The organism is Streptomyces sp. C36 (assembly GCF_040932295.1).
GTDB classification, from domain to species: Bacteria; Actinomycetota; Actinomycetes; order Streptomycetales; family Streptomycetaceae; genus Streptomyces; species Streptomyces triculaminicus.
The window spans coordinates 1,172,909-1,195,771 of sequence record NZ_JBFQGI010000001.1; the positions used below are offsets into that span (position 1 = coordinate 1,172,909).

At 69.4% G+C, this 22,863-nt stretch carries 22 protein-coding genes; 12 read left to right on the forward strand and 10 right to left on the reverse strand.

Annotation, left to right across the window (positions count from 1 at the left end):
• Positions 1-164 precede the first annotated feature (164 nt).
• Positions 165-767 (reverse strand): hypothetical protein, encoded by a 603-nt coding sequence (locus AB4K12_RS05145; RefSeq protein WP_368433043.1) that lies wholly within the window; start codon positions 765-767, stop codon positions 165-167.
• 220 nt (positions 768-987) lie between these two features.
• On the opposite strand from AB4K12_RS05145, the gene AB4K12_RS05150 reads away from it, so the two are divergent.
• Positions 988-1,659 carry a hypothetical protein gene (locus tag AB4K12_RS05150; RefSeq protein ID WP_368433044.1) on the forward strand — a complete coding sequence of 224 codons (672 nt, stop codon included), beginning with the start codon at positions 988-990 and terminating at the stop codon, positions 1,657-1,659.
• 97 nt (positions 1,660-1,756) lie between these two features.
• On the opposite strand, the gene AB4K12_RS05155 is transcribed toward AB4K12_RS05150, so the two are convergent.
• Together AB4K12_RS05155 and AB4K12_RS05160 are read right to left on the reverse strand one after the other, a co-directional pair.
• Positions 1,757-2,788 (reverse strand): DUF4232 domain-containing protein, encoded by a 1,032-nt coding sequence (locus tag AB4K12_RS05155; protein WP_368433045.1) that lies wholly within the window; start codon positions 2,786-2,788, stop codon positions 1,757-1,759.
• A gap of 268 nt (positions 2,789-3,056) precedes the next feature.
• On the reverse strand, positions 3,057-3,572 hold the full coding sequence (locus tag AB4K12_RS05160) for an EF-hand domain-containing protein (protein WP_368433046.1): 516 nt from the start codon (positions 3,570-3,572) through the stop codon (positions 3,057-3,059).
• 236 nt (positions 3,573-3,808) lie between these two features.
• Between AB4K12_RS05160 and AB4K12_RS05165 the strand changes: the two genes are divergently transcribed.
• Positions 3,809-4,345, forward strand: coding sequence for a hypothetical protein (locus AB4K12_RS05165; protein ID WP_368433047.1), 537 nt, complete (start codon positions 3,809-3,811; stop codon positions 4,343-4,345).
• A 199-nt stretch (positions 4,346-4,544) separates the two neighbouring features.
• Here the strand turns inward: AB4K12_RS05165 and AB4K12_RS05170 are convergent, their stop codons facing one another.
• Entirely contained in the window at positions 4,545-5,273 is a 729-nt protein-coding gene (locus tag AB4K12_RS05170; RefSeq protein WP_368433048.1) for a hypothetical protein, read from the reverse strand.
• Between the two features lie 313 nt (positions 5,274-5,586).
• On the opposite strand from AB4K12_RS05170, the gene AB4K12_RS05175 reads away from it, so the two are divergent.
• The 4 genes from AB4K12_RS05175 to AB4K12_RS05190 all read left to right on the forward strand — a co-directional run bounded on the left by AB4K12_RS05175 (position 5,587) and on the right by AB4K12_RS05190 (position 10,921).
• The gene (locus tag AB4K12_RS05175; RefSeq protein WP_368433049.1) at positions 5,587-7,785 is read left to right on the forward strand and encodes a hypothetical protein; all 2,199 of its coding nucleotides are present in this window, start codon (positions 5,587-5,589) and stop codon (positions 7,783-7,785) included.
• A complete protein-coding gene (locus AB4K12_RS05180; RefSeq protein ID WP_368433050.1) occupies positions 7,772-9,349 on the forward strand; it encodes a M28 family metallopeptidase in 1,578 nt (525 codons plus the stop codon). The genes AB4K12_RS05175 and AB4K12_RS05180 overlap by 14 nt, the downstream gene beginning before the upstream one ends.
• A gap of 206 nt (positions 9,350-9,555) precedes the next feature.
• Positions 9,556-10,071: an N-acetyltransferase family protein gene (locus tag AB4K12_RS05185; protein WP_368433051.1), complete on the forward strand. Its 516-nt coding sequence runs from the start codon at positions 9,556-9,558 to the stop codon at positions 10,069-10,071.
• A 79-nt stretch (positions 10,072-10,150) separates the two neighbouring features.
• Positions 10,151-10,921: an alpha/beta fold hydrolase gene (locus tag AB4K12_RS05190; protein ID WP_368433052.1), complete on the forward strand. Its 771-nt coding sequence runs from the start codon at positions 10,151-10,153 to the stop codon at positions 10,919-10,921.
• A gap of 1,032 nt (positions 10,922-11,953) precedes the next feature.
• Here the strand turns inward: AB4K12_RS05190 and AB4K12_RS05195 are convergent.
• Entirely contained in the window at positions 11,954-12,574 is a 621-nt protein-coding gene (locus tag AB4K12_RS05195; protein ID WP_368433158.1) for a hypothetical protein, read from the reverse strand.
• Between the two features lie 440 nt (positions 12,575-13,014).
• Between AB4K12_RS05195 and AB4K12_RS05200 the strand changes: the two genes are divergently transcribed.
• The gene (locus AB4K12_RS05200) at positions 13,015-13,425 is read left to right on the forward strand and encodes a hypothetical protein (RefSeq protein ID WP_368433053.1); all 411 of its coding nucleotides are present in this window, start codon (positions 13,015-13,017) and stop codon (positions 13,423-13,425) included.
• 197 nt (positions 13,426-13,622) lie between these two features.
• Here AB4K12_RS05200 and AB4K12_RS05205 read toward each other — a convergent pair whose 3' ends face one another.
• A complete protein-coding gene (locus tag AB4K12_RS05205) occupies positions 13,623-14,669 on the reverse strand; it encodes an LLM class flavin-dependent oxidoreductase (RefSeq protein ID WP_368433054.1) in 1,047 nt (348 codons plus the stop codon).
• A 509-nt stretch (positions 14,670-15,178) separates the two neighbouring features.
• Here AB4K12_RS05205 and AB4K12_RS05210 point away from each other — a divergent pair.
• On the forward strand, positions 15,179-15,367 hold the full coding sequence (locus AB4K12_RS05210) for a hypothetical protein (RefSeq protein WP_368433055.1): 189 nt from the start codon (positions 15,179-15,181) through the stop codon (positions 15,365-15,367).
• Positions 15,368-15,694: 327 nt separating this feature from the next.
• On the opposite strand, the gene AB4K12_RS05215 is transcribed toward AB4K12_RS05210, so the two are convergent.
• Positions 15,695-15,895 (reverse strand): hypothetical protein, encoded by a 201-nt coding sequence (locus AB4K12_RS05215; RefSeq protein ID WP_368433056.1) that lies wholly within the window; start codon positions 15,893-15,895, stop codon positions 15,695-15,697.
• 283 nt (positions 15,896-16,178) lie between these two features.
• Between AB4K12_RS05215 and AB4K12_RS05220 the strand changes: the two genes are divergently transcribed.
• On the forward strand, positions 16,179-16,646 hold the full coding sequence (locus AB4K12_RS05220; protein ID WP_368433057.1) for a MarR family transcriptional regulator: 468 nt from the start codon (positions 16,179-16,181) through the stop codon (positions 16,644-16,646).
• Positions 16,647-16,773: 127 nt separating this feature from the next.
• Here AB4K12_RS05220 and AB4K12_RS05225 read toward each other — a convergent pair whose 3' ends face one another.
• Complete coding sequence (locus tag AB4K12_RS05225; RefSeq protein ID WP_368433058.1) at positions 16,774-18,351, reverse strand: hypothetical protein; 1,578 nt, start codon at positions 18,349-18,351, stop codon at positions 16,774-16,776.
• Positions 18,352-18,687: 336 nt separating this feature from the next.
• Between AB4K12_RS05225 and AB4K12_RS05230 the strand changes: the two genes are divergently transcribed.
• Positions 18,688-18,957 (forward strand): hypothetical protein, encoded by a 270-nt coding sequence (locus tag AB4K12_RS05230; RefSeq protein ID WP_368433059.1) that lies wholly within the window; start codon positions 18,688-18,690, stop codon positions 18,955-18,957.
• Between the two features lie 218 nt (positions 18,958-19,175).
• Here the strand turns inward: AB4K12_RS05230 and AB4K12_RS05235 are convergent, their stop codons facing one another.
• Positions 19,176-19,757, reverse strand: a complete 582-nt coding sequence (locus AB4K12_RS05235; protein ID WP_368433161.1) for a hypothetical protein — start codon at positions 19,755-19,757, stop codon at positions 19,176-19,178.
• A 378-nt stretch (positions 19,758-20,135) separates the two neighbouring features.
• Between AB4K12_RS05235 and AB4K12_RS05240 the strand changes: the two genes are divergently transcribed.
• Positions 20,136-20,612 carry an SRPBCC family protein gene (locus tag AB4K12_RS05240; RefSeq protein ID WP_368433060.1) on the forward strand — a complete coding sequence of 159 codons (477 nt, stop codon included), beginning with the start codon at positions 20,136-20,138 and terminating at the stop codon, positions 20,610-20,612.
• Positions 20,613-20,762: 150 nt separating this feature from the next.
• Here the strand turns inward: AB4K12_RS05240 and AB4K12_RS05245 are convergent, their stop codons facing one another.
• On the reverse strand, positions 20,763-21,242 hold the full coding sequence (locus AB4K12_RS05245) for a MarR family winged helix-turn-helix transcriptional regulator (RefSeq protein ID WP_368433061.1): 480 nt from the start codon (positions 21,240-21,242) through the stop codon (positions 20,763-20,765).
• Between the two features lie 93 nt (positions 21,243-21,335).
• Between AB4K12_RS05245 and AB4K12_RS05250 the strand changes: the two genes are divergently transcribed.
• On the forward strand, positions 21,336-22,796 hold the full coding sequence (locus AB4K12_RS05250) for an MFS transporter (RefSeq protein WP_368433062.1): 1,461 nt from the start codon (positions 21,336-21,338) through the stop codon (positions 22,794-22,796).
• Positions 22,797-22,863 lie beyond the last annotated feature (67 nt).

Sequence of the window (22,863 nt, forward strand, 5' to 3'; positions counted from 1 at the left end):
GACCTGCGCGCATGGCGTGAAGGCCGGCACCGACCGCCGGTCCGGCCGGGCGTGCGCAGGACAACCGACCATGGCGGAGACCGGGGTCGTCACGATCGCCGCCGATGCCACTGCACCGTGCGGAGCGACGGCCCCGGTCGCGCCCGAGCTCTTGAGGGGTGTGGCTACGACGAGAAGACTTCGGTCATCTCCGTGATCTTGTTGTCGGAGCCCACCGCGACGTCGTAGAAGTTCATGCCCCAGCAGAACTCCCCGTTCTTCGTCTTCTGCTGGTTCTGCTTCTGCTGCCCGCCGTCGTACTGCTTGCCGTCCGGGTCCGCACAGGTCTTCACATGGGCGACGCCGCTGCCGGGGCCCGCCGTGGGGCCGGGGACCTTGCCGCCGCCGTCCTTGGTGATGAGGACGAATTTGGTGTTCGGGTCCAGGGCGTAGGTCTTCAGCTCGCCCACGGGGTGGTAGGAAGCCCCTGCGTTCGACGACGGGTCGCAGGCCGTCTTGGTGTCCTTGGCGATGACGTTGTTCATCGCGCCCTCGATGTTGTTGACCCAGATGACCTTGTGGCCGGGCTTGAGCGTGGGGCAGCCGCCCTTGCCCCTGGCGTCCCCACCCCCGGCAGACGACGGCTTGGCCGAAGGCTGAGCCGTGGCGCTGTGCTGCGGAGTCGCCGACGATCCCGATGCGCCGGTGTCCTCATCGGGCCCACAGGCCGTCAGGGCGAGTGCGGCGGCGATGACAAGCGCGGATGTGAAAACGTGGCGAACAGCCATGGTGATTCCCCGTGGTGCGGCCCGGCTCCGACGGCCGGGACGATCCGGAGCTTATGGCATGGGCATGGCCATCCCGACGTGGCGCGGCCCACGCCCGATCGTCCTGACGGCGCGGCCGGGGGCGGCGGCCTGCGAAGCGGCTGGGCAGGGCCGAGGTGAGATGCTGTGGAAGCGGAGCTGGTGGTTCGGCAGCGGTGGCACCACCTTTAGGGTGTTGCGCATGCTGTTTCCCGTACATGCCCTTGCCCACCGGCCGTTGACGGCTGGGGCCGTCGCCGAACTCGTGGATCTGCCGGCCGCGTCTCACGTCTCCGACGACTTCGAAGCGGTCGAGGCCGAAGTGCAGAGGCGGGGGTGGTGCTGGGAGGAGAGCCTGGTCTGCGAGTCCTTCCGCACCGCGGACCAGCATGTGCTGTGCTCCGACTACGCCAGCCCGTTCGGGAACCCGGACGCGCGGACTTTCCTGGTCTTCGGAGAGCTGTACCCCGTCGACCCGCACGACGAACGCCTGGCCAACGAATCATGGCTGTACGGCCTCATGGACCGCTGGCAGGAACTGCCCGGCTGGAGCGGTCGCAGGCCCGCCACGGACCAGGACTGCGAGGCCGTCCTCACGCAGGCCGCGCAGGCGGTGACCGAACACCTCGGAGCGCCCCCTGAGCGAACGTTCTCATCCTCTGCGACCGTGGTGGCCGGGCCCGAACTGACGCACCGCATCTGGCGCACCCCCACGCACGCCCTGATACTCGGGCAGACATCCGACAACGGCCCCTACGGCTACCTCACCCACTTGCAGCTGTCCTTTACTCCCCTCACCTGCGGCCCCGATCTGCCCTCCGCGGACGACGAAGACGGCCTGGTCGACTGGATCAACGCACACATCGACTGGTGACCGCCGTCGGCCGGGGCCCGCACCCATACCCGGCCGGCGTAGGTGGGCTTGCTCGGCCTTCTCACGGTTCCGGCTCGCTGGGACCGGCTCCGTGCCGTTACGGCTGTGCGGGTGCCGCGGACGCGGCCGGCGGTGCGGACGGCCGGGTGCCGGATGCGCTGCCGGTGCCCGGCGCGGGCTTCTCGTCCTTCTTCCAGGGGCCGACGCCGAGTTTTCCCGTGGTGCCCAGGTCGAGCTCCGGCATCACCATCACCGGGGCGGCGCCGGGTTTCGCCCACGCCCTGGCATAGGGAGCGTTCACGGGATCGCCGGTCCCGCCTTCCACGGTGTTGCGCCACACCAGAGTGGCGTAGGCGCGCTCGCCGGGCTTCAGGTCCAGCGGCTGAGGCACACCGTCGGCTCCGGTGCCGGTGGCGACGGAGCTTCCGCCCTGGAGGGTCTTCACGCTGTCGACGGGCTTGTGGTCCTTGTCGAGAGGCTGCAGCCGCGGATAGCCGTTGAGCGGGTAGAGCCGAGTGCCGCAGTTCTCCAGGTGAAGACTTACGACGCGGAGTCCCATGGCGGCATCGCCGTCATCGGCGTACACGCGGATGCCCGAGGGCGGGCAGGAGCTCCCTTCGGAAGGCGCTTCGTCGCTGGGGACGCTTCTCACCTCGGTGATCCGTACGCGTGCTGTGCTCGGCGCACCGGAGGGAAGCCCGCTCGCGGTAACTGTGCCCTTCGCCGTCCGACCGGGCTTGACGGACGGCACGGTCTTCTTCTGACTTGCCAGCGCCTCGCCGGTGCCCGAGAGGAAGGTGAAGGTGATCGTGTAGCTGAAGGGTTCGGCCTTGTGGTTGGTGACCGCGAACTCCGCGCAATGAGGTGCACCTCGGCTCAGGCCGGTGATCGTGACTCCGTCCTTCTCCTCGTGGGAAGAGCCTCCGGGCAGGGCGGCCGACGTGCCCGGCGCGACTGCCGTTGCGGAGGGCTGAGCTCCGCAGAGGGACTCACCGGGAAGGCCCTGGGCGCCGGGCACCTGGGTCTGCGTCAGACCGCCGCCCTGCCCCTCGGCCTTCTCTGTCCCGCACGCCGTGAGCAGCAGGAGTCCGGCAAGCAGAGCGGGTCGAGTGAGCGGAGCTTTGCGCATTTCACCGAGTCGATCAGACCAGGACCACGACAGGCTATGACGGAAGCCACGCTTCCGGTCACAGTGGTGTCACAGAAGAGCGTGCCCATGGACGAGCGGGACGCGGTTGCCGCGAGCCGCCGGTGTCGTCCACAGGTTTCGGCGCCGCGAGCCGCTGGACCGGCTCTTGCGTCACATTCCGTACGTCCAATCGTTGTTGGCTCCCACGCGACGAAGCGGATACGGGCGTGCTTTCCGTCGTCCATCCGGAGACGATGCCGGACAGTCTTCAGTACAGGGTTTCGCCCATGGGGGAGCTTTCGCCGACGACATAGGCGCGGATCGCCGCCAGGTACGCGGCGCGGGCGACCCGGCCGTCGCCATCGGTGTCCAGCGCGTCGAAAGCGGCCGCGGCGTTGCCGGGCGGATTGTTCAGCGCGGTGCGGAGGGTGGTGAACTCGGTCCGGTCCAGGGCACCGTCCCCGTCGGTGTCGACGAGGTCGAACAGTGAGCCGAGTGCGAACTGGCAGATGTTGTCGAACTTGTCTCCGTCCACCCATGCGTCGTACTCCTCGAAGGTCAGCAGGCCGTCCGCGTTGGCGTCCATCACCCCCCAGGCCTTGAGCCCTTCCGCACGGGCGATGGCGACGAGTGGGTCGTCCTCCGTACGCCCTGTCGCCCGGACCGCCCGATCGATGCGGGAGAGGTAGTCGTGCGCCGAGATGACGCTGTCCCCGTCCGCGTCCATCATGGCGAAGACCCGCCGTGTGGGCGTGGTGTCGGCTGTGGTGGTCGTACGGTCCACTCGGGTTTCCTCCCGCTCGCTGCAGTTCGACGAGGACTCGTCCCGCCCTTCCTACCCCGGCGTTGCTTCGCCTCTCATGCGGGCGCGGCAATAGGTGGGGATCCGGCGGGAGCGGTGGCGCGTCGGGGTGCGCGTCCGGGCGGGTGCGCGCGGAGATGCGCTCTGAGGCGCCGGGGTGGCGGCTGCGGCCGGGGGCAGTCAAGGGACAGTAGCGATGCAAATACGTTGGAGGGCGTGTGTCCGGAATGCGTGGCATGGCGGTGACGCTGGGATCCCTGGCACTGGTGTGTTCGTCGTTGGTGTGGGCGCCGGCCGGCCAGGCCTGGACGGGTGGGCACGGGGCCGTCACCTGCACGGGCAACTCCACGAGTCGCTACGACCCACCGCTCACCCTCCGGCCGCGGCCGACCCGCATCCACGCGGACGTGCGGTACACGTGCGCCGTCGGCGCCTACCGCACCGTCGCAGCCACCAGCTCGTTCGACTCGGCCCCGACCCCGGCGTCCTGCGCTTCGGTGTCCCAGGGAGGCGTCGGCGTGGAAATCGTCCGGTACGCCGACGGCGGACGCTCGCTGATCACCATCGAAAGTGAAACCACCCGCGTCGCGGGTGTCCTGGTCGTCCTGCAATCGGGCCGGGTCACCGCAGGACGCGGCGCAGGACACCCCGTACGGCGCACCGTGGCTGCTCCGCCCCGGCAACTGCCCACGGACTGCCTCGCCTCCGGTCTCCAAGGGGGCGAAAGGGCCGTTCAGCTGGAGATCCTGCCGTAACGCCGATAGCTCGCGCGTTCATCCGCCGCCGCGCGCCGCCATTCGTCCGGTGCCAGCGGGCACATGACGAGCACGGGTCCGTCGCCGGGCAGCGGTCCTGATGCAGAACCACCCTTCGGTGCCCACGAACAGGGACCGGTACGGGGTGGGCGCCGACCGCGTCAACGACGTCGACGACGACCAGCTCCTGGGCGTCTCCTCACCCGGCCACGATCTCCACCCCGGCTGCGATCATCCTGGCGATGATCTGATCGGCCAGCGTGTCGTGGCACATCAATACGTCCATCGGCGGGTCGCCCTTCAGGACGACGAGATAGCCGGTGCCTGTCCGTTCCAGCTGCCATGAGTTCCGTTCGGTTGTCCACATGTGCTCGTAGTCGGCGAGGACCGGCTCGTCGCTGTCGGTACGGGCGCCGGCACGGTCCCCGCCCCGGGGCAGGTGCCGAAGTCGGAAGGCGACCTCGTGGGCGTAGCCGCCCGGTACGACGGGCCGGAGTCGGAGCCCGCGGTTCGGGTCGTCTCCGAGCGCCTCCAGCACCTCGATCGCCGGGTAGCCGAACAGGTCGATGTCGTCGAGGACGACCGGGACCGCGGCCGGGCCCCAGCACACCGGTGGGCGGGTGTCGTGTCCGGCCCTGGGCGGGCGGGGGTGCGGTCGGTGGGTGTGCCGGGTCCGGCGCAGTACGACGTTTGCCAGGAGCGGGTCCGTCCGCTGAGTGCCGGACCGCGCGATGGCGTCCGGTCCAGCGGTCAGCTCGAGGTCGCCGCATGCGACGGTGAGGGCCCACGGTACGTCGGGGACATCCTCGCCGCGGACCTGGCCGAGGCGGGCCAGAGTCGCCTGCGTGGCGTCCTCGTCCATGCCGAAGCGGAGGGTCCCCGCGCCGTCCGGCAGGACGACCCCGATTCTCGGCAGCAGTTCGAACATCCGCTGATCGTCGCGGCTCGTACGGGATTGTCGCAACCGGGCCCCGGCGCCGGGCCCCGGGCGGCTGAAGCGCCTCATCGCCCCGATCGGTGAGGGCGATGACCGTCTTCACCGTCATGGCGAACTGCAACTGGAGTATGAGGCCACAGGCCGCTCTCCCCCGATGTCGCGGGCGAGCGGCCCGCTGGAAGCGTTCGGTAGCCGAGGCGCGAGCCGGCCCGCCTCGCGCTAGCCTGTTCATGGGTGTATCGCGAGCTCGCGGGCCGTTCATCCGGCGAATCTCCCCTCCACGCGTGTTGAGGAGGGCATCATCATGGCCCAGCACCACAGCGATCAGCAGCGGAATCAGCCCGGCCCCGAAGCCGAGAAGCCTCTGCGGATGGTTCCCGGCGTGGGGGAGCACACCGATGCCGAGGGCGTGCTGCGGAAGTACGTCGATCCGGGAGCGACGCTGACCCGTGCGCCAACCGCCCGGAAAGCCATTGAGCAGTTCATCGCGGCGCGCCAGGGCGACCTGAAATCCGGCGGCATCGATCTGCGCGAGGTCGACGAGAGTGAAGGCGCGGCGACGCTGCGGGTCCGCTTCCAGCAGTTCCACAACGACGTCCCCGTCGCGGGAGCGACCTTGCAGGCCGTCGCCGACGTCAAACAGGCCGGCGTCATCCAGGTCGACCATGGCGGCGAGCTCGATATGACGGGGGCGCCCGACCCGGGCGCGGCCCGCACCCTCGATGCTCTCGAGGAGGTGGCCCTCGCGCCGTTCGAGAGGGACTTCGAAGCCGCGGAAGTGGTCAAGGACGACCTTGTCTATCTGCGGGACGCTTCCCGGCCCGCCCTGCCGGCGACCGACTATCCCAGCGCCTCGACCGAGCTGCTGGCGCAGGGTAGTCCGCCCGACGGCGCACTGCATCTCGTCCGGGACCTCCTGGTGGAGACCACCGGGCCCTTCGAGCACTTCCGCGTCGTCGTGGATGCCGTATCCGGTGAGCTGCTCTGGATCGCGCTCGTCGGCAAATACGTGGCGGCAGACCTCAAGGTCTTCTCCCCGGACCCGGTGACGGAGTCGGACAGCGACGCGCTGCACGGCGGGTCCAGCGCGGCGACGCTCGACGCCTTCCGGCACGACGTCCAGGCCGAGATCGCTCCCGCCACCGGCGGAAAGTTCCTGCTCGACGGCGACTGGTTCCGGTGCAAGGACTGGGACACCCCCACGTTCGCGCAGCCGCAGGAAACATCGCCGGCATTCCAGTACCACACGTTTCCCAGTAATCGCGCCTTTCTGAGCGCGAACGCCTACTACTGGCTCGACTCCGCCGCGCGCTATCTCCGCGGCCTGGGAAACACGACGCTGAACGCCAACATGGCGAAGGTCGACGTCGACGCCCAGGCGTTCGACGGCAGTGACAACAGCCAATGGTTCGGTTCGACCGATCCCCCGCGGATCCGCTTCGGCGAGGGCGGTACACCGGACGCCGCCGACTTCGGCGTCATCGTCCACGAGTACACGCACGGAGTCTGCCAATGGCTCGGGGCGGACCACGGCGGATCGCTGTCGTACGAGCACAGCATCTGTGACGCCCTGCCCGCTATCTACCGGGACCGGTTCAACGCCACCGGGAAGCGGCGCACCGAGACGTTTCCCTTCGACAACAACGCCACCGACCGGTGGAGCACGGAGCGCCGACTCGACCGCACCGAGCGGTTCGACGACGCGGAGTTCGGCACCTACGGACACGATCTCCGCGCCTCGATGCTCGGCACGGCACTGTGGCGGTGCTACCTGGGCATGGGCGGGGACTCGGCGGACCCCGCCGAGCGGGTGGCCGCGGCCGACTCCATGATCAAAACGATCATGGAGATGTTGCTCGTCGTGCCGGACGACGACTCCACCGAGGCGGCGCACGCCATCAGCCTGGCCCAGGGCTGCATCGCCGCGGACACGGCGCTCACCGGCGGCCTGTTCAGCAAGGTGATGGACGAGGCCTTCACCGGCCAGGGACTCTGGGCGCGGCGCAAGGTGGACGTCTACGTAGCGGACAGCCCGGCCGACACCGGGGCCCTGCCGAGCGAGCGCCCGCACATGACCTCGCCCGACATCTGGGTCCGCAACAACGCCATCAGCGCGGGCGACGACCCTGAACTCGGGCACCAGACGCCCGTCAGCGGCCAGCCGAACCAGGTATACGTGCGCGTACACAACCGTGGAGTACAGACGGCCTCGGCCGGAACGTTCCAGCTCGAAGTCTTCGGGTGCGACCGGAACTCCGGGATGGTCTGGCCGACGCACTTCCAGTCGATCGGCACGTTGCTGATCGACCAGCAGATCCCGGCCGGCGGTGCACTGCGCGTCGGGCCCTTGGCGTGGACGCCCGGGGCGGACGACGCGTTCCTGGCGGCGGTCGTGCACGGTGCTCCGGACCCGGCCGTCACCGCCACGCTCAACGGGGCGGTACCCGCCGAGAAGATCGTTCGGTTCGACAACAACGTGGGGCTGCGCGATGTGGCCGCGTAGACGGGCGGCGGGCCGGAAGAACGACCAGGGCGGCGACGGACGGCCCGCGACGCGGCGGCACGGTATGTACGCCGGGCAGCCGCTCGCCGCCCCTGGCACCTTCGCTGTCCCCGATTCGTTCGCCGTCCCCGACAAGCGCCGGCCACCGAGCGCGGGCGTCTGGGTCACACCCGCCACACGCAAGTGGGCCGGCACACTGCCGGACAAGTTCATTGCGACGCTCGTCGAACTGGTCTCGGCCGGGGCGCTCCGCAGCACGGTGGAGGCACTCGCGGCGATCCCCACACGGCACACGTTCTCACCGCACCTCGGGGAGGCCACCACCCTCATAGCGGACCGGTTCACGGCAGCGGGATACCCGGACGTCGTCAGACGTACCTGGTCCCACGCCGGCCACAGTGCGGACAACGTCGTCTGCACCAAGCCGGGGACGGAAAGCGGCGGACCCGTCATCATCGTGTGCGCCCACTACGACAGCCGCATGGAAGACCTGGACAACGTGACCGCTCGCGCTCCAGGAGCCGACGACAACGCCAGTGGCGTCGCGGCGATCCTCGAAATCGCGCGTCTGCTCGCGCCGGTCACCCTCTCCGCCACGATCCGCTTCGTGGCCTTCTCCGGGGAGGAACAGGGGCTGTGGGGTTCCACGGCGTACGCCGCGGAGCTCCACGCCGCGGGCGCCGACGTCCACCGGGTCATCAACCTCGACATGATCGGTCGGCCGCCGGCGGACGGCTCCGTGACGGTGGAACGCGACCTGGGAAACGCGGTACCGGGCAACGACGCCGCATCCCAGGCCCTCGGCGCGGTGATGGCGCAGGCCGCCGCGTCCTACACGGCCCTGCCCGTCAAGCTCGGCCCCATCTACGACAGCGACTACATGCCCTTCGAAGCCCGCGGAGACATCACGGTCGGCGCCTACGAGGGGGAGGGGAACCCGCACTACCACCGGACGTCCGACAAGCCGGCGACGCTCGACTACGGCTACCTCGCCGCCGTCACCAAGACGGTACTGGCGACCCTGCTCGCCGAAGCGCTGGACGTCGCCGACGAAGCGGGTTCGGCCGTGGACCTGTACATCCGGGACAGTCTCGCCGACACCGGATCCCAGCCGAGCCCAGCTCCGGACGGGGCCTCTCCCGACCTCTGGGTCCGCAACAACGACATCAGCGCCGGCGACGACCCCGAACTCGGCCACCAGACACCCGTCAACGGCGTACCCAACCGGCTCTACGTGCGCGTGCACAACCGGGGGACGGCCGCCGTGGGCGGCGGTGTCGCCCAGGTCCGCGCCTACCGGTGCGACCCGGTCACCGAGGTGACCTGGCCGACCGGCTTCCAGCCGATCGGCACACTGGTGATCGGCCAGACGATTCCGGCCGGCGGCTCGGTGCGCGTGGGGCCGTTCGAATGGACACCTCAGACCACGGATCACGAAGTCATGTTCGCGATCGCGTCGGCCCCCTCCGACCACTCCGTTCCCGACGTCTACCCGGGCGAGCTCGACCCCGACATCCTGGTCCGGTTCGACAACAACGTGGGCCGACGCGACGTGGCCGCCTGACCGGCAGGGCCGGAGGCCCGGCCCGGCCCGGCTGCTCGCCGAGCGGACTCGCGGGCATTCTGATCCAGGAGCAGGTCGTCGGACGTCGGCCCATGCCGAACGCCTCGCCAGGGCACCATCGGACAGCAGACTCGGCCTCACGGCCTCACGGCCTCAGCGGGGTAAAGCAGTGCGTTCCGAGGTACCTGTGGCGTTACCGTGGCGTGATGGTGCATGTGCGGGAGATGCTCGAGGTCGACATCGAGGCCGTCTCGGCGATCCGGGTCCGGGGATGGCAGGCGGCGTACGCCGGCATCGTTCCCCAGTCGTACCTGGATGCAATGACGGTCGAAGGTGATGCCGGTCAGCGACGGCAGTCGTTCTCTCAACCTCGTCGGACGTCACGAGACCTTGTGGCGCTCGGCGACCGTGGCCCGGTGGGGTGGATCTGCTTCGGACCGTGTCGAAGCGACATGCCTGATATGCGGCGGGTAGGTGAGACCTACGCCCTGTACGTCTCGCCGGATCTGATCGGCCAGGGCATCGGCCGGAGGCTCCTGGGCGAGGCTCACGCTCAGATGAAGGGCCAGGGCTTCGAGGCGTCGGCCTTGTGGGTGCTCTGTGACAACCAACGCGCCCGTCGCTTCTACGAGCGAGCCGGCTATCAAGCCGACGGTGCGGCTCAAGACGACGTCTACGGCGAGATCACGCTCACTGAGCTCCGCTATCAGCGCGTGCTCTGAGTTCTGCGACGATGGGTGGAACCTGGTCAGTGCGTGATGGGCCGGTGTTGATGCCAATGTCGGCGCTAGCATGCGCGGTATGCGTGAGTTCTTCACAGTCGATCAGCGGCGGTTGTCGTTTCTGGACTTCGGTGGTTCGGGACTTCCGGTACTGGCTTTTCACGGGCATTACAACGAGGGATCGGTGTTCGCCCCGCTGGCTGAGGCGCTGGCGCCGCGGTGGCGAGTGATTGCTCTGGACCAGCGCGGGCACGGCGAGTCCGACTGTGCCCCGAGCTATCAACGGGACGAGTACGTCGCTGACATCGCGGCCTTCCATCGCCATCTGGGACTCGGTCCGGTGCCGGTTCTCGGACACTCCTTGGGCGGTGTGAACGCCTATCAGTACGCCGTCCGGCACGCGGACCAGGTGACAGCTCTGATCGTCGAGGACATCGGCGCCGTGGTGAACGCCGACTGGTCGCTCGCTACGCGGCTGCCTCGCAAGGCGCCGTCCCACCAGGCATTGGCCTCGGCTCTCGGCTCATTGGCGCCCTATCTCGAGCGTTCCTTCCGTCGGCTCGGTGATGGCTGGGGATACTCGTTCGACATCGATCACATGGTGCTGTCCCACAAAGCCCTCACCGGGGACTACTGGAGCGACTGGGAGTCGGTGACCTGCCCGACCCTGCTGATCCGGGGAAGGGACAGCGTTGTACTGATGCAGGACCACGCCCGGGAAATGATCGCCCGCCGGGTCGGCCGGGCTCAGCTGGTCGAACTCCCCGCTGGGCACGTCGTGCATTGCGACGCCCCCGACCAGTTCGCCGCCGCTGTGCGCACCTTCCTGTCCCAACTGCCCACGGTGTAACGGACGCGGGTGATGGTCAGACCGCGAGGGCGAATCCTACGCGGCAGGAATCAATCATCGACAGGTCCGGCGCCGGGCGCGCCTTCTTGCTCGTGGTCGCCACTCGGCCCGAGCGAGTGCCCAAGCACCGAAGACGGTCAGCAGCCGCCTTCGCCGTACCTGCTCCGGAGCCAACACCAAGACACAGCCCGCGGGTTCGGACACACTGTCCGGATGCCAGCGATGCGCCGAGGTCTACGGAGGTGTTGGCCCATGTCGATGCTTCCGTACGGCTGAAAGCGCGCGGGTTCCCGGAATCCTGAGCGTTGGGAGGCCCGAACCTGTATGTCAGCTGATGGCTGTGGTGGTCCTGCGCATGGGTTCGCCGTCCGCATCCGAGTGGCTATCTCGCAGGCCGGTGTGGGTTCGGCATGCCGTCATCGCTCATGTGCGCCCGCTGCCAGATCTCCTGCCAGCCATACGGGAGCACTGGCACGAGCCGGTGCCGCTGCCCGCACGGACACGGCGACGGCGCCCACGCACACCCACGGCACAGCTCGACCCAGCCGTGTCCGGTCGAGTGCGGCTCCAACGGTCCCTCGTCCCCGCAAGCCGGGCAGCCGGGCAGATCGGTGCCGTCCAGAAGCGCGTTCTGCCGCCGGACGTACTCGGACAGTCGCAGCGACGGGTGGCGAAACGGGTCTTCGAACCAGGCACGGTCCGGGCTCTCCCACCAGCTCCGCAGCCACCACGGCCGAGGGTTCGGTGAAGCCCGCCGTCCCGCCTGCTTCTCCGTCCGACGCTGCACGGCGTACTCCTCTGCCCGCACGAGCCATAGAACCCGCGCCTCGTGCAGTTCCTCCACCGCCCGCGCCAGCGCGTCCGGGTCCGCCTCCAGCCGCCGGGGGATCGCGGCGCTGAGCGTGAGGTGGTGGTATGTCGCCCGCAGGCCGTAAGGAGCGAAAACTGTGAGACAGGTGCGCAGCGCGCTGTGCCGCCGGTGGAGGGGGAGCCGGGCGTCGTGCACGCGCGCCCGGTGGGTCAGGAAGCTGGTCACTCTGTGAGCTCCAGGTCCAGTGCCCGGGCCAAGGCGGCCGTGACGGCGGCGGCGTACGTCGGCAGGTGTTGTTCGGCCCAGGTTCCGGCGAGGCTGAGGAAGTCCCGCAAGTCCGCCTGGGCACCGGTGACGAGCGCGCGCACGTGGTCCACCGGCAGTTCGATCACCGGGCTGCCGTCCTTCGCGTGGGCGTCGAGAGTCAGCCGGACGGTGTCGCCGACACGTTCGGCCGCCGAGGACGGGTCGTGGCCGAAGTAGGAGCAGCCGGTGCCGTCCAGCACCTCCCGCCATTCCCGCCAGGTCTCCAGGCCGTTGCAGCAGCCCGGCTCGACGAAGACGGTGCCGGTGGCTATGTCGGTCACCCGGAACCCTCCGGCGGCGATCAGGTCGGGCATGGTGAGCAGCCCGTGCAGGAACGCGCCGAGCGGGTCGGTCGGGCACGGCCCGTGCTCCTCCTCCGGCTCGTAGTCGTTGCAGTCGGCGATCCGCATGACTGCCGTGCCGACCTGCGCCGGAGTCAGCTCCCCGTTCAGCACGAGGTAGCCGTACGACTCGTGCTCGCCAACCGGCCAGAGCGCGAAGTCGTCGGCAGCGAAGATCTCCAGAACGGGTTGCATCACAATCACACAGGGATGATGCCGGACCCGCTGCCACACCGCCACGGGCTTTAGCTGCGGCATCGGGCTCGGCGGGTGCCCGCCACCTGGGCAGTTTCGCGGTTCGTCCCGACTGTTGCGGTGCCTGTCTCGGCTCGGGCACCTGGGATCTTGGCTACACCCTGTGGGGGCAGGCATGAGGAGTCGGGTAGCCCGGAGGGGGTCGCACCGCCGGGCTACCCGACTACTCAAGGGCGGGCACCCACCCCAATCCTGACAGCACACGGGCCACAAGAAAGGGAAGCGTTCGTGACGAACTTCAAGGTGGCGCTGGGTCGTTGCGCGCAGTCCCTGTCGAACGGTGGCTCGCGGTCCGGTACCGGCGGTTGAACACCCTCTGGCGTTGTTGATCCACTTCGTGATTGTCTCGGGATCAGCCCTTTAGGAGAGAAGGAACGAGCATGAGACGCTTTGTCCGTACCCTGGCCATGACCGGAGCGACCGCTGCGGCCGGCGCCCTGACGCTGCTGGCCGCCCCCGCCGCCCAGGCTGCCCCATCCGATGGGTCGGCGTGCGTCACGGCCGCCGGGACGAAGTCCTTCGGGCGCGGCGAGATATCGATGTGCCCGCAGAGCGATGGCACCACGCGGGTCACCGGCTGGGTCGAGGACCTGCTGCCCGGCAAGGGCTGGGGCACGCCGGACGGGCGCTGCGCGGGCTGGTGGATCGAGATGGGCGCGAAGGGCGGGATGGTTGGTCCGCTGGTCTGCCCGCACTTCACGAGCTCGCACGAGACGACGTACAAGTTCGACTACACGTTCAAGCCTGCGGCTCCGGTGACAGGTGCGAAGCTGAACGCCTTCACGGCCTGACGCGGCCCGATGCTCAGGTGGCACGGCGGCACGGCGGCACACGATGCGGGCCGGGAGTCCCGGACAGTACAGGCAGATGGTGCTGCCCTCGCCGCCTCCGCCCGGCAGCTCGGGGCCGAACCGGCCGCTGTCCTCCTGCGTGCCGCCGATACGATCAACGAGCCATGACCGTGGCTGTGCAGTATCAGGGCACAGCGTCAGGGCAGGAGCCGCGCGAGCTCGGCCATTTCCGCCTCAGGATCCGCCACGGGCTGGATCACGAGCTCGTTGACTCCTGACTTCTCCAGCGCGTTGATCTGCTGTCCGATCTCGTCCCTGGTGCCGATCAGACCGAACTTGTCCACCAGTGATGGCACGACGAGATCGCGGTCCTCGGTGGACAGTCGGCCGAGATAATTGTGGTAGAGCGTGTGATGGCGGTCGGGGTCGGTGGCGGTGGTACCGCGTAGGTGGAGCAGGCGGTCGACGGCCGCGGACTCCTCCTCAGGCAGGGCCGCGCGGAAGGCCGGGTTCTCCACTGCGAGGATCAGTGCGCTCACCGCGATGTGCCCCATCGCGTCCTTGACGGCATCGCCGTGCCGGTCCTCGCCGTCTGCGAGAACGTACAGGGAGGAGATGAGGTACGAATGCGTCTTCTCGCTGTTGCCCGCGGCCTGTGCCGCTGCCCGGCGTGCCTGGCCGAGCGCGGACCAGGCCGCGGGGGCGTGCAGCGCGAAGGAGATCATTCCTGTACCTAGGCGGCCGGCGATGGCGGCAACTTTCGGGCCGAATGCAGCCACGACGAACTCCACCGGGTCCTCGGTGTTGACGTAGTCGCCGACGTGCAGGAAGCGCACCCTGCTGGTCCGGGTTCCCTCGCGGTAGTCCGTCTCGCAGCCGGCGGTGAGATCCTGCAGGGCGGCCGTGAACGATTCCAGCTCCACCATCTTCGTGGGCCGCATGCCCAGCGTGCGGCGTGCGGTGTTGCCGGTGCCGACCCCGCAGATGATGCGGCCGGGAGCGAGGGCGTTGAGACTGCTGAGCGCCGCCGCCGCGGCAGGCGCGGAGCGCAGCGCCGGTGAGGTGACCCCGATACCGAGTCTGATCCGGCTGGTCGACTTGGCGCAGAGCGCGAGGCTGACGAACGGATCACCATGGACCATCGGGGTGTCGTATACCCAGAAACTACTGAAGCCGAGTTCCTCCGCGCGGGCGGCGAGGTGCTCCAGACCCGGGCGTGCAGCCATGACGATGCCGGTCCGCATGCTGATCCCTCTCGCCGTCGGGTTCTGTGGCTGAACGACTCACGTTGGGGGTCTTCCCCGATGGTGGCTGTGATCGTGCCCCGTTGAGCGGTGGCTACACGCCGGCCCTGGCCCATCGGTCCGCCGGTTCAAGCGCTAAGGCACGCCCGCCTCTCCCGCTATGAGGAGATCTCCCGCTGTCGTCGTGCTGCGGCATCCTGGCCCAGACCGGGCAGCAGGCCCGCTGCCCCGGGAACCGAGGCTGTGAGCGGAGCAGTGGGCGGCGCGGCGGGACGTACGGTCGCGCCTACCGCTCCGCTACTGCCGCCTGAGCCTGGGGTGGGACCGTCGCGCATGCGGTCCCGGGCGCCGACCGGCGGGGCTGCTCATGGTTGCCCCGAGCCACGTTCTCGACGAACCGTGAATGACTGGTCGCTTTCCGTGCTCCGCATTGTCGCAGAGGGATGCGTTCTTCGCGCGCCCGTGTGAACCTGAAAGGGAACTCCGAATTCCGAGAGATTGGATCGGCCATGGCCGGGCTGCTGAAGAGAAAAAGCGCACAGGCCCGTGCCGCCGAACACCAGCGCAAGCAAGAGGAGAAGGCGGCAAAGATCAGGAAGGAAGTGGAGGAGAGGGCGGAGGGCGACTACAGGCCCGCACCTGAGCCTGATGTCCTCGGCTGGGGCCATCGCAAGGAATCCTCCCCTTGGCACGACTGACCCTTTCGTCCCCCGCTGAGCAGTACCCCGCCCGAGGCCGCGCGCGGAATCGATGCCGTACTGTGCGAGCAGCTCGATGTTCCACTGGGCGGTACGACTCCGGCGCGGCCGCCGACGGTTCGTCGAGGCCGGGTTTCACGCCTTCGCGCCCGTCGTGACCGTGACGTTCATGGGTGTTGAGGATCAAGGCGCATGTCCGGCCGGAGAAGCCGCCGAAAATGCCGAACCCCGAGCCGCGGGCAGGAATTGACGCCCACCACCGGTCTGGGACCGGCTGCGGCGCCCCGTCGCGGCAGCCCAGCCCTTGCGGGGGTGCCGCCGCTGTCGTCACCGTGCCGACATCACAACGCGGCCGAGGGCGGGCTCGAACCCGAGCACCGGGTTCTCGTAGTCCCCCTCGCCCGTCATCCGCACCGGCTTGCCGAGACTCCGCCCGAGCGTGCCGAGGAAAGCGCAAAGAGTGTCCACCCCTGTCTGGCCTCGCAGCTCTCGCAGGTCGATATCGAAATTGATCTCCTGGGCCGACATAGGCCAGAAGATCACCTCAACATCGCCACCCACCCCAGTTCCGGTCGGCTCTCCCGAGGCGAATCATGGCTTCGAAACAGGCGGGGCGGCTTCGCCGGCTGACGTTCCACCGCTACCTGCCCCGCGAGGGCGGCTGGTCAACGCCTCGGATGCGCCCGGGGCGGGGCGGTGCGGGGCTCCGGGAGATCACGCGCTTGCCCTCAACCGCACTTGAGGTCTTACGGTTTCGGTCATGACCTGCAGGGAGTGCAGGATTCGCGCCGAAGTGCCTGGAGGGCATGCCATGACGACCGAGCAGATTTCCGACGCCGAACTCGCCGGACAGCCCGCCGCGTACTGGACCGGTGTCGCCTACGAGGCCCTCATCGCGTTCACCCGGGCCCGGCAGGCCGAGAAGGGCTACACCCAGCCCCAGTTCTGGCTGTTGCGCAATCTGTCGGTGAACGACATCTCGCCCGACGGCGAGGGGATGACCCTGCCCGAGCTGCGGAAGGCCATGGCCTCCTACATCCGCCCCGAGGACGATCTGGCGGCGGAGGCCGAGGTGCTCGTGGAGCGCGGCTGGCTGACGCAGGACGCCGAGGACCGGCTGTGGCTCACCGAGGAGGGGGAACAGGCCCGTGTCGACCTCGCACGCAACGCCCCCGCGATCCGCGCCGCCCTCCACCAGGGCATCGACGACACGGACTACGTCACCACGCTCAAGGTGCTCCGGCAGCTGATCCGCAACGCCGGCGGGACAGCCGCCTGACCTGCCCCTTGCGCGTCCGCGACGACAGGTCAGCCACCGCAGGTGTCCAGCTTGGCCATGCCACCGTCCAGCCCGTCCTGATACGGCAAGCACCGTGACCACATCTCAAACACATCTCGAACACGCCTCAGTCCCGTCGTCGCCGCGCGTGGCGGCCGGTGCCGGGGCGGAGGACTGCCCTGAGGAGCTGGAACGGTCCTTGCGTCCGCGCGGTGGGTGTCTGCGGCGCGGGCGGATCAGCCGGGTCCGGGGCGCTGTCATCTTCTGCCGCCGCTGTCACATCTGACGGGGGGAGGGGCGTTGCCGGTGGGGTGAAGGGAGGAGCGGTGGTCTGGCTGGAGAGCATGGCGGCCAGCGCGCCTCCGGCCGCTGTGCTGCCGGGGAAGGGCTCGGGCGTCCAGGAAGGCGGTGGATACAGCCGGTCGTTGTAGGAGTAGAGCGCGTACGGGCCCGGAGCGCTTCCCTCTGGAGGCAGGTTGCACAAGAGACCTTCCGCTCCGCCCCAGCTGGAAGCGGCGTAGGGGTCGTAGTCATGGGACCAGGGCTGGCTTTGGCTCCAGGCGGTGGTGTCCCAACCCGTCATGGGGACGGTCGGGATGGCGGGCGGGGGGACGCGCTCGGCGGTGGCGGCCATGGTGTTCGCGACCTCGAGAAGTGCCGCCTGCTCGGTGTTCCTGCGCTCGAGCTCGTCACGCTGACTGCGCACGTCCAGGACCAGGTTCTGGGCGGCGGCGATGTCCTTGCGGGCACGTTCGGTCTCGCCCTCCGCGTCGGACAGCTTGCCCTTGAGGGTGCGGATGTGCTCCGACTGGCGGGCCAGATCGGCCCGCAGAGCCCGGATCCGGCGGCGCGTCAGATCCAGCTCGTCCTTCAGCAGCCGCGCGTCGATCTGCGGCGGGCGGGCCGGAGACGTCTGCTCCCGGGGCTCGCGATCCCTGTCCCCGGCCCCCTCCCCGTCCCGCCGATGCCGGCGCTCAAGGGCCTTTACGCGGTCTTCGAGGGCGGCGCGGAATTCGCGATGGGCCTCGCACTCCTCCCGCACCATGTAATCGGCGTACCGGTCCGGAGCGCAGACGCGGAGCATGTCGTAATACGACACCATCAGCGCCTGTCGGTCACCCGGAGCGAGCCCTTGCCCGCTGTCCTCCAGCAGGTCGACGAGATGGTCGACCTCTTGTTTCTCGGGTACGTGCGTGCCGTGGCAGATCGCCGTCAACCTGACGGCCGGCACACCCGGGCCCGGCCGCGCCCGCGTGCCCAGCCGGTCGCTGATGACGTCGACGTCATGGCCCAGCGGGCCGAAGACCATGTCGCGCATGAGGGAGGTGAACGTCCGCAGAGCCTGGGGGAGTTGCTGGTGGTCCTTCTCCTGCTTCGCCTGATGCCACAGAGCCTCGAAGCGGGGCCAGATCTCCTCGGCCGACGGAGACTTCCCGCCACCCGGCGAGGGCTGCTTGCGGTCCTTGTGCAGCTGCAGGACCACGACCTGGAGAGTGACCAGCCGCGTGAGCCTCTTGCCGGTGAACACCTCGGTGACCGTATTGTGCGAGGCGGTCGTCTTCAGGCGTTCCGCGTCATCGGTGATCTTACGGGCGAGCGCCCGCGCCGATGGATTGCCGGCCGCTTCACGGAGTTCGGCCACCGCGTCGCGCAAGGCGCGCAGAGCGCCATGGGGCTCCCGCTCAGCCCCAGTCTGAGCGGGCATGAGCGAGGGCTCCCTGCTGTCAGAACGATCAGAGGGCTCCGATGCTGTCATCACATCCGCCCGGCCCGCAGCGGAGTGACAAACGTTCACCCGTAAGCATGGTGTAACCCGCCCTGTGGCCGGGTGTCGACTGGTGGGGAGCCGATCGGCGATCCGCCGCCGGCCTCCACACGGCCGGGCCGCCGCGAACCAGCGTGCAGCAGGGAGGGCGGCCCGGCCCGACCCACAAGGGGCACCATGCATCCTAGGAAGGGGCATGCCCGGCATGCCCGTACCGCGCAAATCCGTCACGAGACGGTGCGCATGCGCTATCGTGCGCACCTCCACATTCTCCTCGTGGTTCTCTTCCTCGCTCTGGCGCCCGCCGACACGGCACAGGCGGGCCGACCGCCCGTGCGACCGGAGGCCTCCGCGGCATCTGCGGCGCCCGAGTCACCCAGCGCCGTCCACCCCACCCCGACGCCCCAGTCCGCCCCCTTGACCTTCGACGGAATCCTGCGCACGGCCTTGCCCGGATTCGTCGCCGGCCTGGGCTCGGGCACGGTACTCGCGGTCATCGGCTGGGCCGCCAAGAAAGTGACCGCGAACCGTCGTTCCGAGCCCTAGTCCGGGCCCGGCATACGGGGAGCAGGACTTCGGGGGCGTACGCACGCGCATGCGACGCCACGCGAAGACACCGGCACCCGGCATGTGCTCGCGACGTCGGGCCAGGGAGAGCCCCAGGCATCCTGGCCCGCACGTCGAGAGATACCGAGACGGTTCCTCCGCCGTGACGGCGTCGCACGTTCGGCTGCCGCCTTACGCGTCACACCTGTCCCACGTGGTCAAAGGACTCCGTGGTCGTTCCGGCGCGGAACCCGTACGGCGGTCAGCCGCCCCAGCGCGACGCCGCGCCGCCACCCGCTCCGCTGCACCCGGTTGAGGTGCAGTAGGTGGTCGATGACGTCGTGCGGCATGTGCTGTGCGTCGCGGGCGAAGTCCTCCAGATTCCGGAGCATGTACGGCCCGTTCGTTCCCATGAGCTCGCGCTCCCGCTCCACGAACGGCGCGACGGCCTCCCAGACCTTGATCACCCGCCCCCGCAGCAACGCCACCATCTCGTCGTCCACGATGCCGGCCAGCCGCAACACTGCGATGTTCTGGTAGTAGTACACGATGTCGTACGCCTGTCGGCGTGCCTCGTCCGGCAGCCCGGACAGCCCCAGTACCGGGTCGTGCTCGACGGACAGCCGCTGCGTCACGAACCGGTACCGGTCATGGAACTCCATCGATCGGAAGTCCGCGAGCAGATCCACGTACGCCGGTAACTGGTTGCCCCGCCGCAGGAGAACAGCCTGCGAGATCGCCGTATACACCGCGACGAACAGCGCCACCACGGACAACCCGGTGGCCACGATATTGAGCACCACTGCCGCGCCCCCTCCGCCGCCCGGCCGGGCGGCACCCCTCCCCGCATTCTTGCGCCCTCCGCGGTCCGGCGGGGGACATGGACGCAGTTCGGTCGGCTGCTCCAGGCTGGGGCCTGGCGCCGACCCGGCCGGTCCGGTGGCCCGGATCGACACCGCCGTGCCTGACGCTTCCGTCAAGGACAGCTTCGCCTACCTCGACCTCGACCTGACGGAGTCCGGCTTGTCGGGTGACGTTGCTGGTCACGGTCTGGTGGCGGTGGCGTGTCGCAGGGTGCGTATGAGCGAGACTGCCTCCCCGGCCCTCGGAACCTGCCCCTCACGCAAGGCCGCCATTCGTGGCAGGCCCAGGATGAGACGACAAGGAGCGTGCACACCGTGGACCAGGAGAACGTGAGCGCCACCCTGACTGTCGCCGCGCCCGCCGCGAGGGTGTTCGCGGTGCTGGCGGACCCGACGACCCATTCCGCGATCGATGGCACCGGCTGGGTGCAGGAAGCTGTCGACCGGGCGCCGCTGACCGAGGTGGGGCAGATTTTCCGGATGGACATGTACCACCCCAACCATCCGAACGGTGACTACCAGGTGGCCAACCAGGTCCAGGTGCTCGACCCGCCGCGCGCCATCGGCTGGCTGACGGGGCAGGAGAAGGACGACGGTCGCCTGGAGTTCGGCGGCTGGACCTGGCGTTACGACCTTGCGCCGCTCGGCCCGTCCGAGACCGATGTCACGCTCACCTACGACTGGTCGGCGGTGCCGCGGTCCATCCGGGAGTACCTCCAGTTCCCGCCGTTCGGCCCCGAGCATCTCACCAACTCGCTGCACCACCTGGCCCAGCTTGTCTCGAGCAGGTGATGTCGTCGATCAAGATGACGATCAGGACCGGACACCTCGGACGCGGACGATAGCGGCCGGCGCCCGCTTTGATCCGACCCACGCCCAGCGGGCGGTGCTCGCGCACCGTGACTGCGGCCCGCCATCAGGCAATGGGCCTCGGACGGTGTGTCACATCCGGGGGCGGCGCGCCGGGCGGGGGCTTTCGGAGGGGGACTCCAGGTCACCTTCGACGAGTTGATTCAGGGTGCGCAGAAGGGTTTTGCGGTCGGTGGCCGCAAGGGACGCGAGGGCGTCGGCGTGAACCCGGTCGACGATGCGCTGGCTCTCGAGGGCGACGGCGGCGCCCTGGTCGGTGACGGCGATGATGCGGGCCCGGCGGTCCTTGGCGGACGGCCGCCGCTCGGCCAGTCCGGCCTTCTCCAGGGCGTCGACGGTGACGACCATCGTCGTCTTGTCCATGTCGCCGATCTCGGCGAGCTGGATCTGGGTCCGCTCCTCCTCCAGGGCGTGCACGAGGACGCAGTGCATGCGGGCGGTGAGGCCGATCTCGGCGAGAGCGGCGGCCATGCGGGTTCGCAGGACGTGGCTGGTGTGGTCCAGGAGGAAGGAGAGGTCGGGCTCGGTCCGGGCGGGCGCCATCGCAGTCATGCCCCCAGCCTAGCAATTCGATCCGAAATAAATCGTCTGCAACAAAACTATCTGCTACGGTCTCACCATTCGCCTCACCGACTGGAGAAGCCAATGCCTGCCGCCACGGATGCCCACGCCCCCCTTGTCAGCACTCCCGCCGCCGTCCCAGCGGCCGCTCAGGGGCTGCGCTCTCGCTGGACAGCCCTCGCCGTGCTCTCCACCGGCATGCTGATGACGGTCCTCGACGGCAGCATCGTCACCGTCGCCATGCCCGCCATCCAGAACGACCTGGGCTTCACCCCCGGCGGCCTCAGCTGGGTGGTCAACGCCTACCTGATCGCCTTCGGCAGTCTGCTGCTGCTCGCCGGCCGCCTGGGCGACCTGATCGGCCGCAAGCGCATGTTCCTGGCCGGGACCGCCGTCTTCACCGCCGCTTCGGTGCTCGCCGGCTTCGCCGCCACGCCCGCGGTGCTCATAGCCGCCCGCTTCCTCCAGGGGCTCGGCAGCGCGATGGCCTCGGCCGTCAGCCTGGGCATTCTGATCACCCTGTTCACCGAGTCCCGCGAGCGCGCCAGGGCGATCGCCGTCTTCTCCTTCACCGGCGCGGCCGGAGCCTCCCTGGGCCAGGTGCTGGGCGGCATCCTCACCGACGCCCTCGACTGGCACTGGATCTTCTTCATCAATCTGCCCATCGGGCTCGCCGCGCTGCTGATGGCCGTGCCCGCGCTCCCTGCCGACCGGGGCCTGGGGCTGCGCTCGGGGGCCGACGTACTCGGCGCGCTCCTGGTCACCGCCGGGCTCATGCTGGGCATCTACACCGTGGTCAAGGTGGAGCAGTACGGCTGGACCTCCGCGCACACCCTGGGCCTCGGGGCGCTCTCCCTGGCCCTGCTGGCCGCCTTCACCCTGCGCCAGGCCAGGGCCCGTACCCCGCTGATGCCGCTGCGGATCTTCCGCTCCCGCACGGTGGTCGGCGCGAACCTCGTCCAGATGCTGATGGTGGCCGCGCTGTTCTCCTTCCAGATCCTGGTCGCCCTCTACCTCCAGAAGGTCCTGGGATACAGCGCCGCCGCGACGGGTCTGGCCATGCTCCCGGCCGCCGCTGTGATCGGCGCGATCTCCCTCGGCCTCTCGGCCCGGCTGAACGCCCGATTCGGCGAGCGCAGCGTCCTGTTGGCCGGTCTCGCCCTGCTGGTCCTGGCGCTCGGCCTGCTGACCCGGCTGCCGGTGCACGCCGACTACGTCACCGACCTGCTGCCGGTGATGCTGCTGGCCGCCGGCTTCGGCCTGGCCCTGCCGGCCCTCACCACGCTGGGCATGTCCGGCGCCGACGAGCAGGACGCGGGACTCGCCTCGGGCCTGTTCAACACCACCCAGCAGATCGGCATGGCGCTCGGCGTCGCCGTCCTCTCCACCCTGGCGGCCTCGCGCACGGAATCCCTCACGCAGTCGGGCCACACCTCGGCCGAAGCCCTCACCGGCGGCTACCACCTGGCCTTCGCAGTCGGCGCCGGCCTGCTCCTGACCGCCTCCGCCCTCGCGGCGACCCTCCTGCGGAGCCCGCGCCGCTGACGGTTCGGGCGGGCGGCGGGGCCGGGTACGAAGATCCCCCTCGCCTGCGACGGAGAGGGCCGGCCCC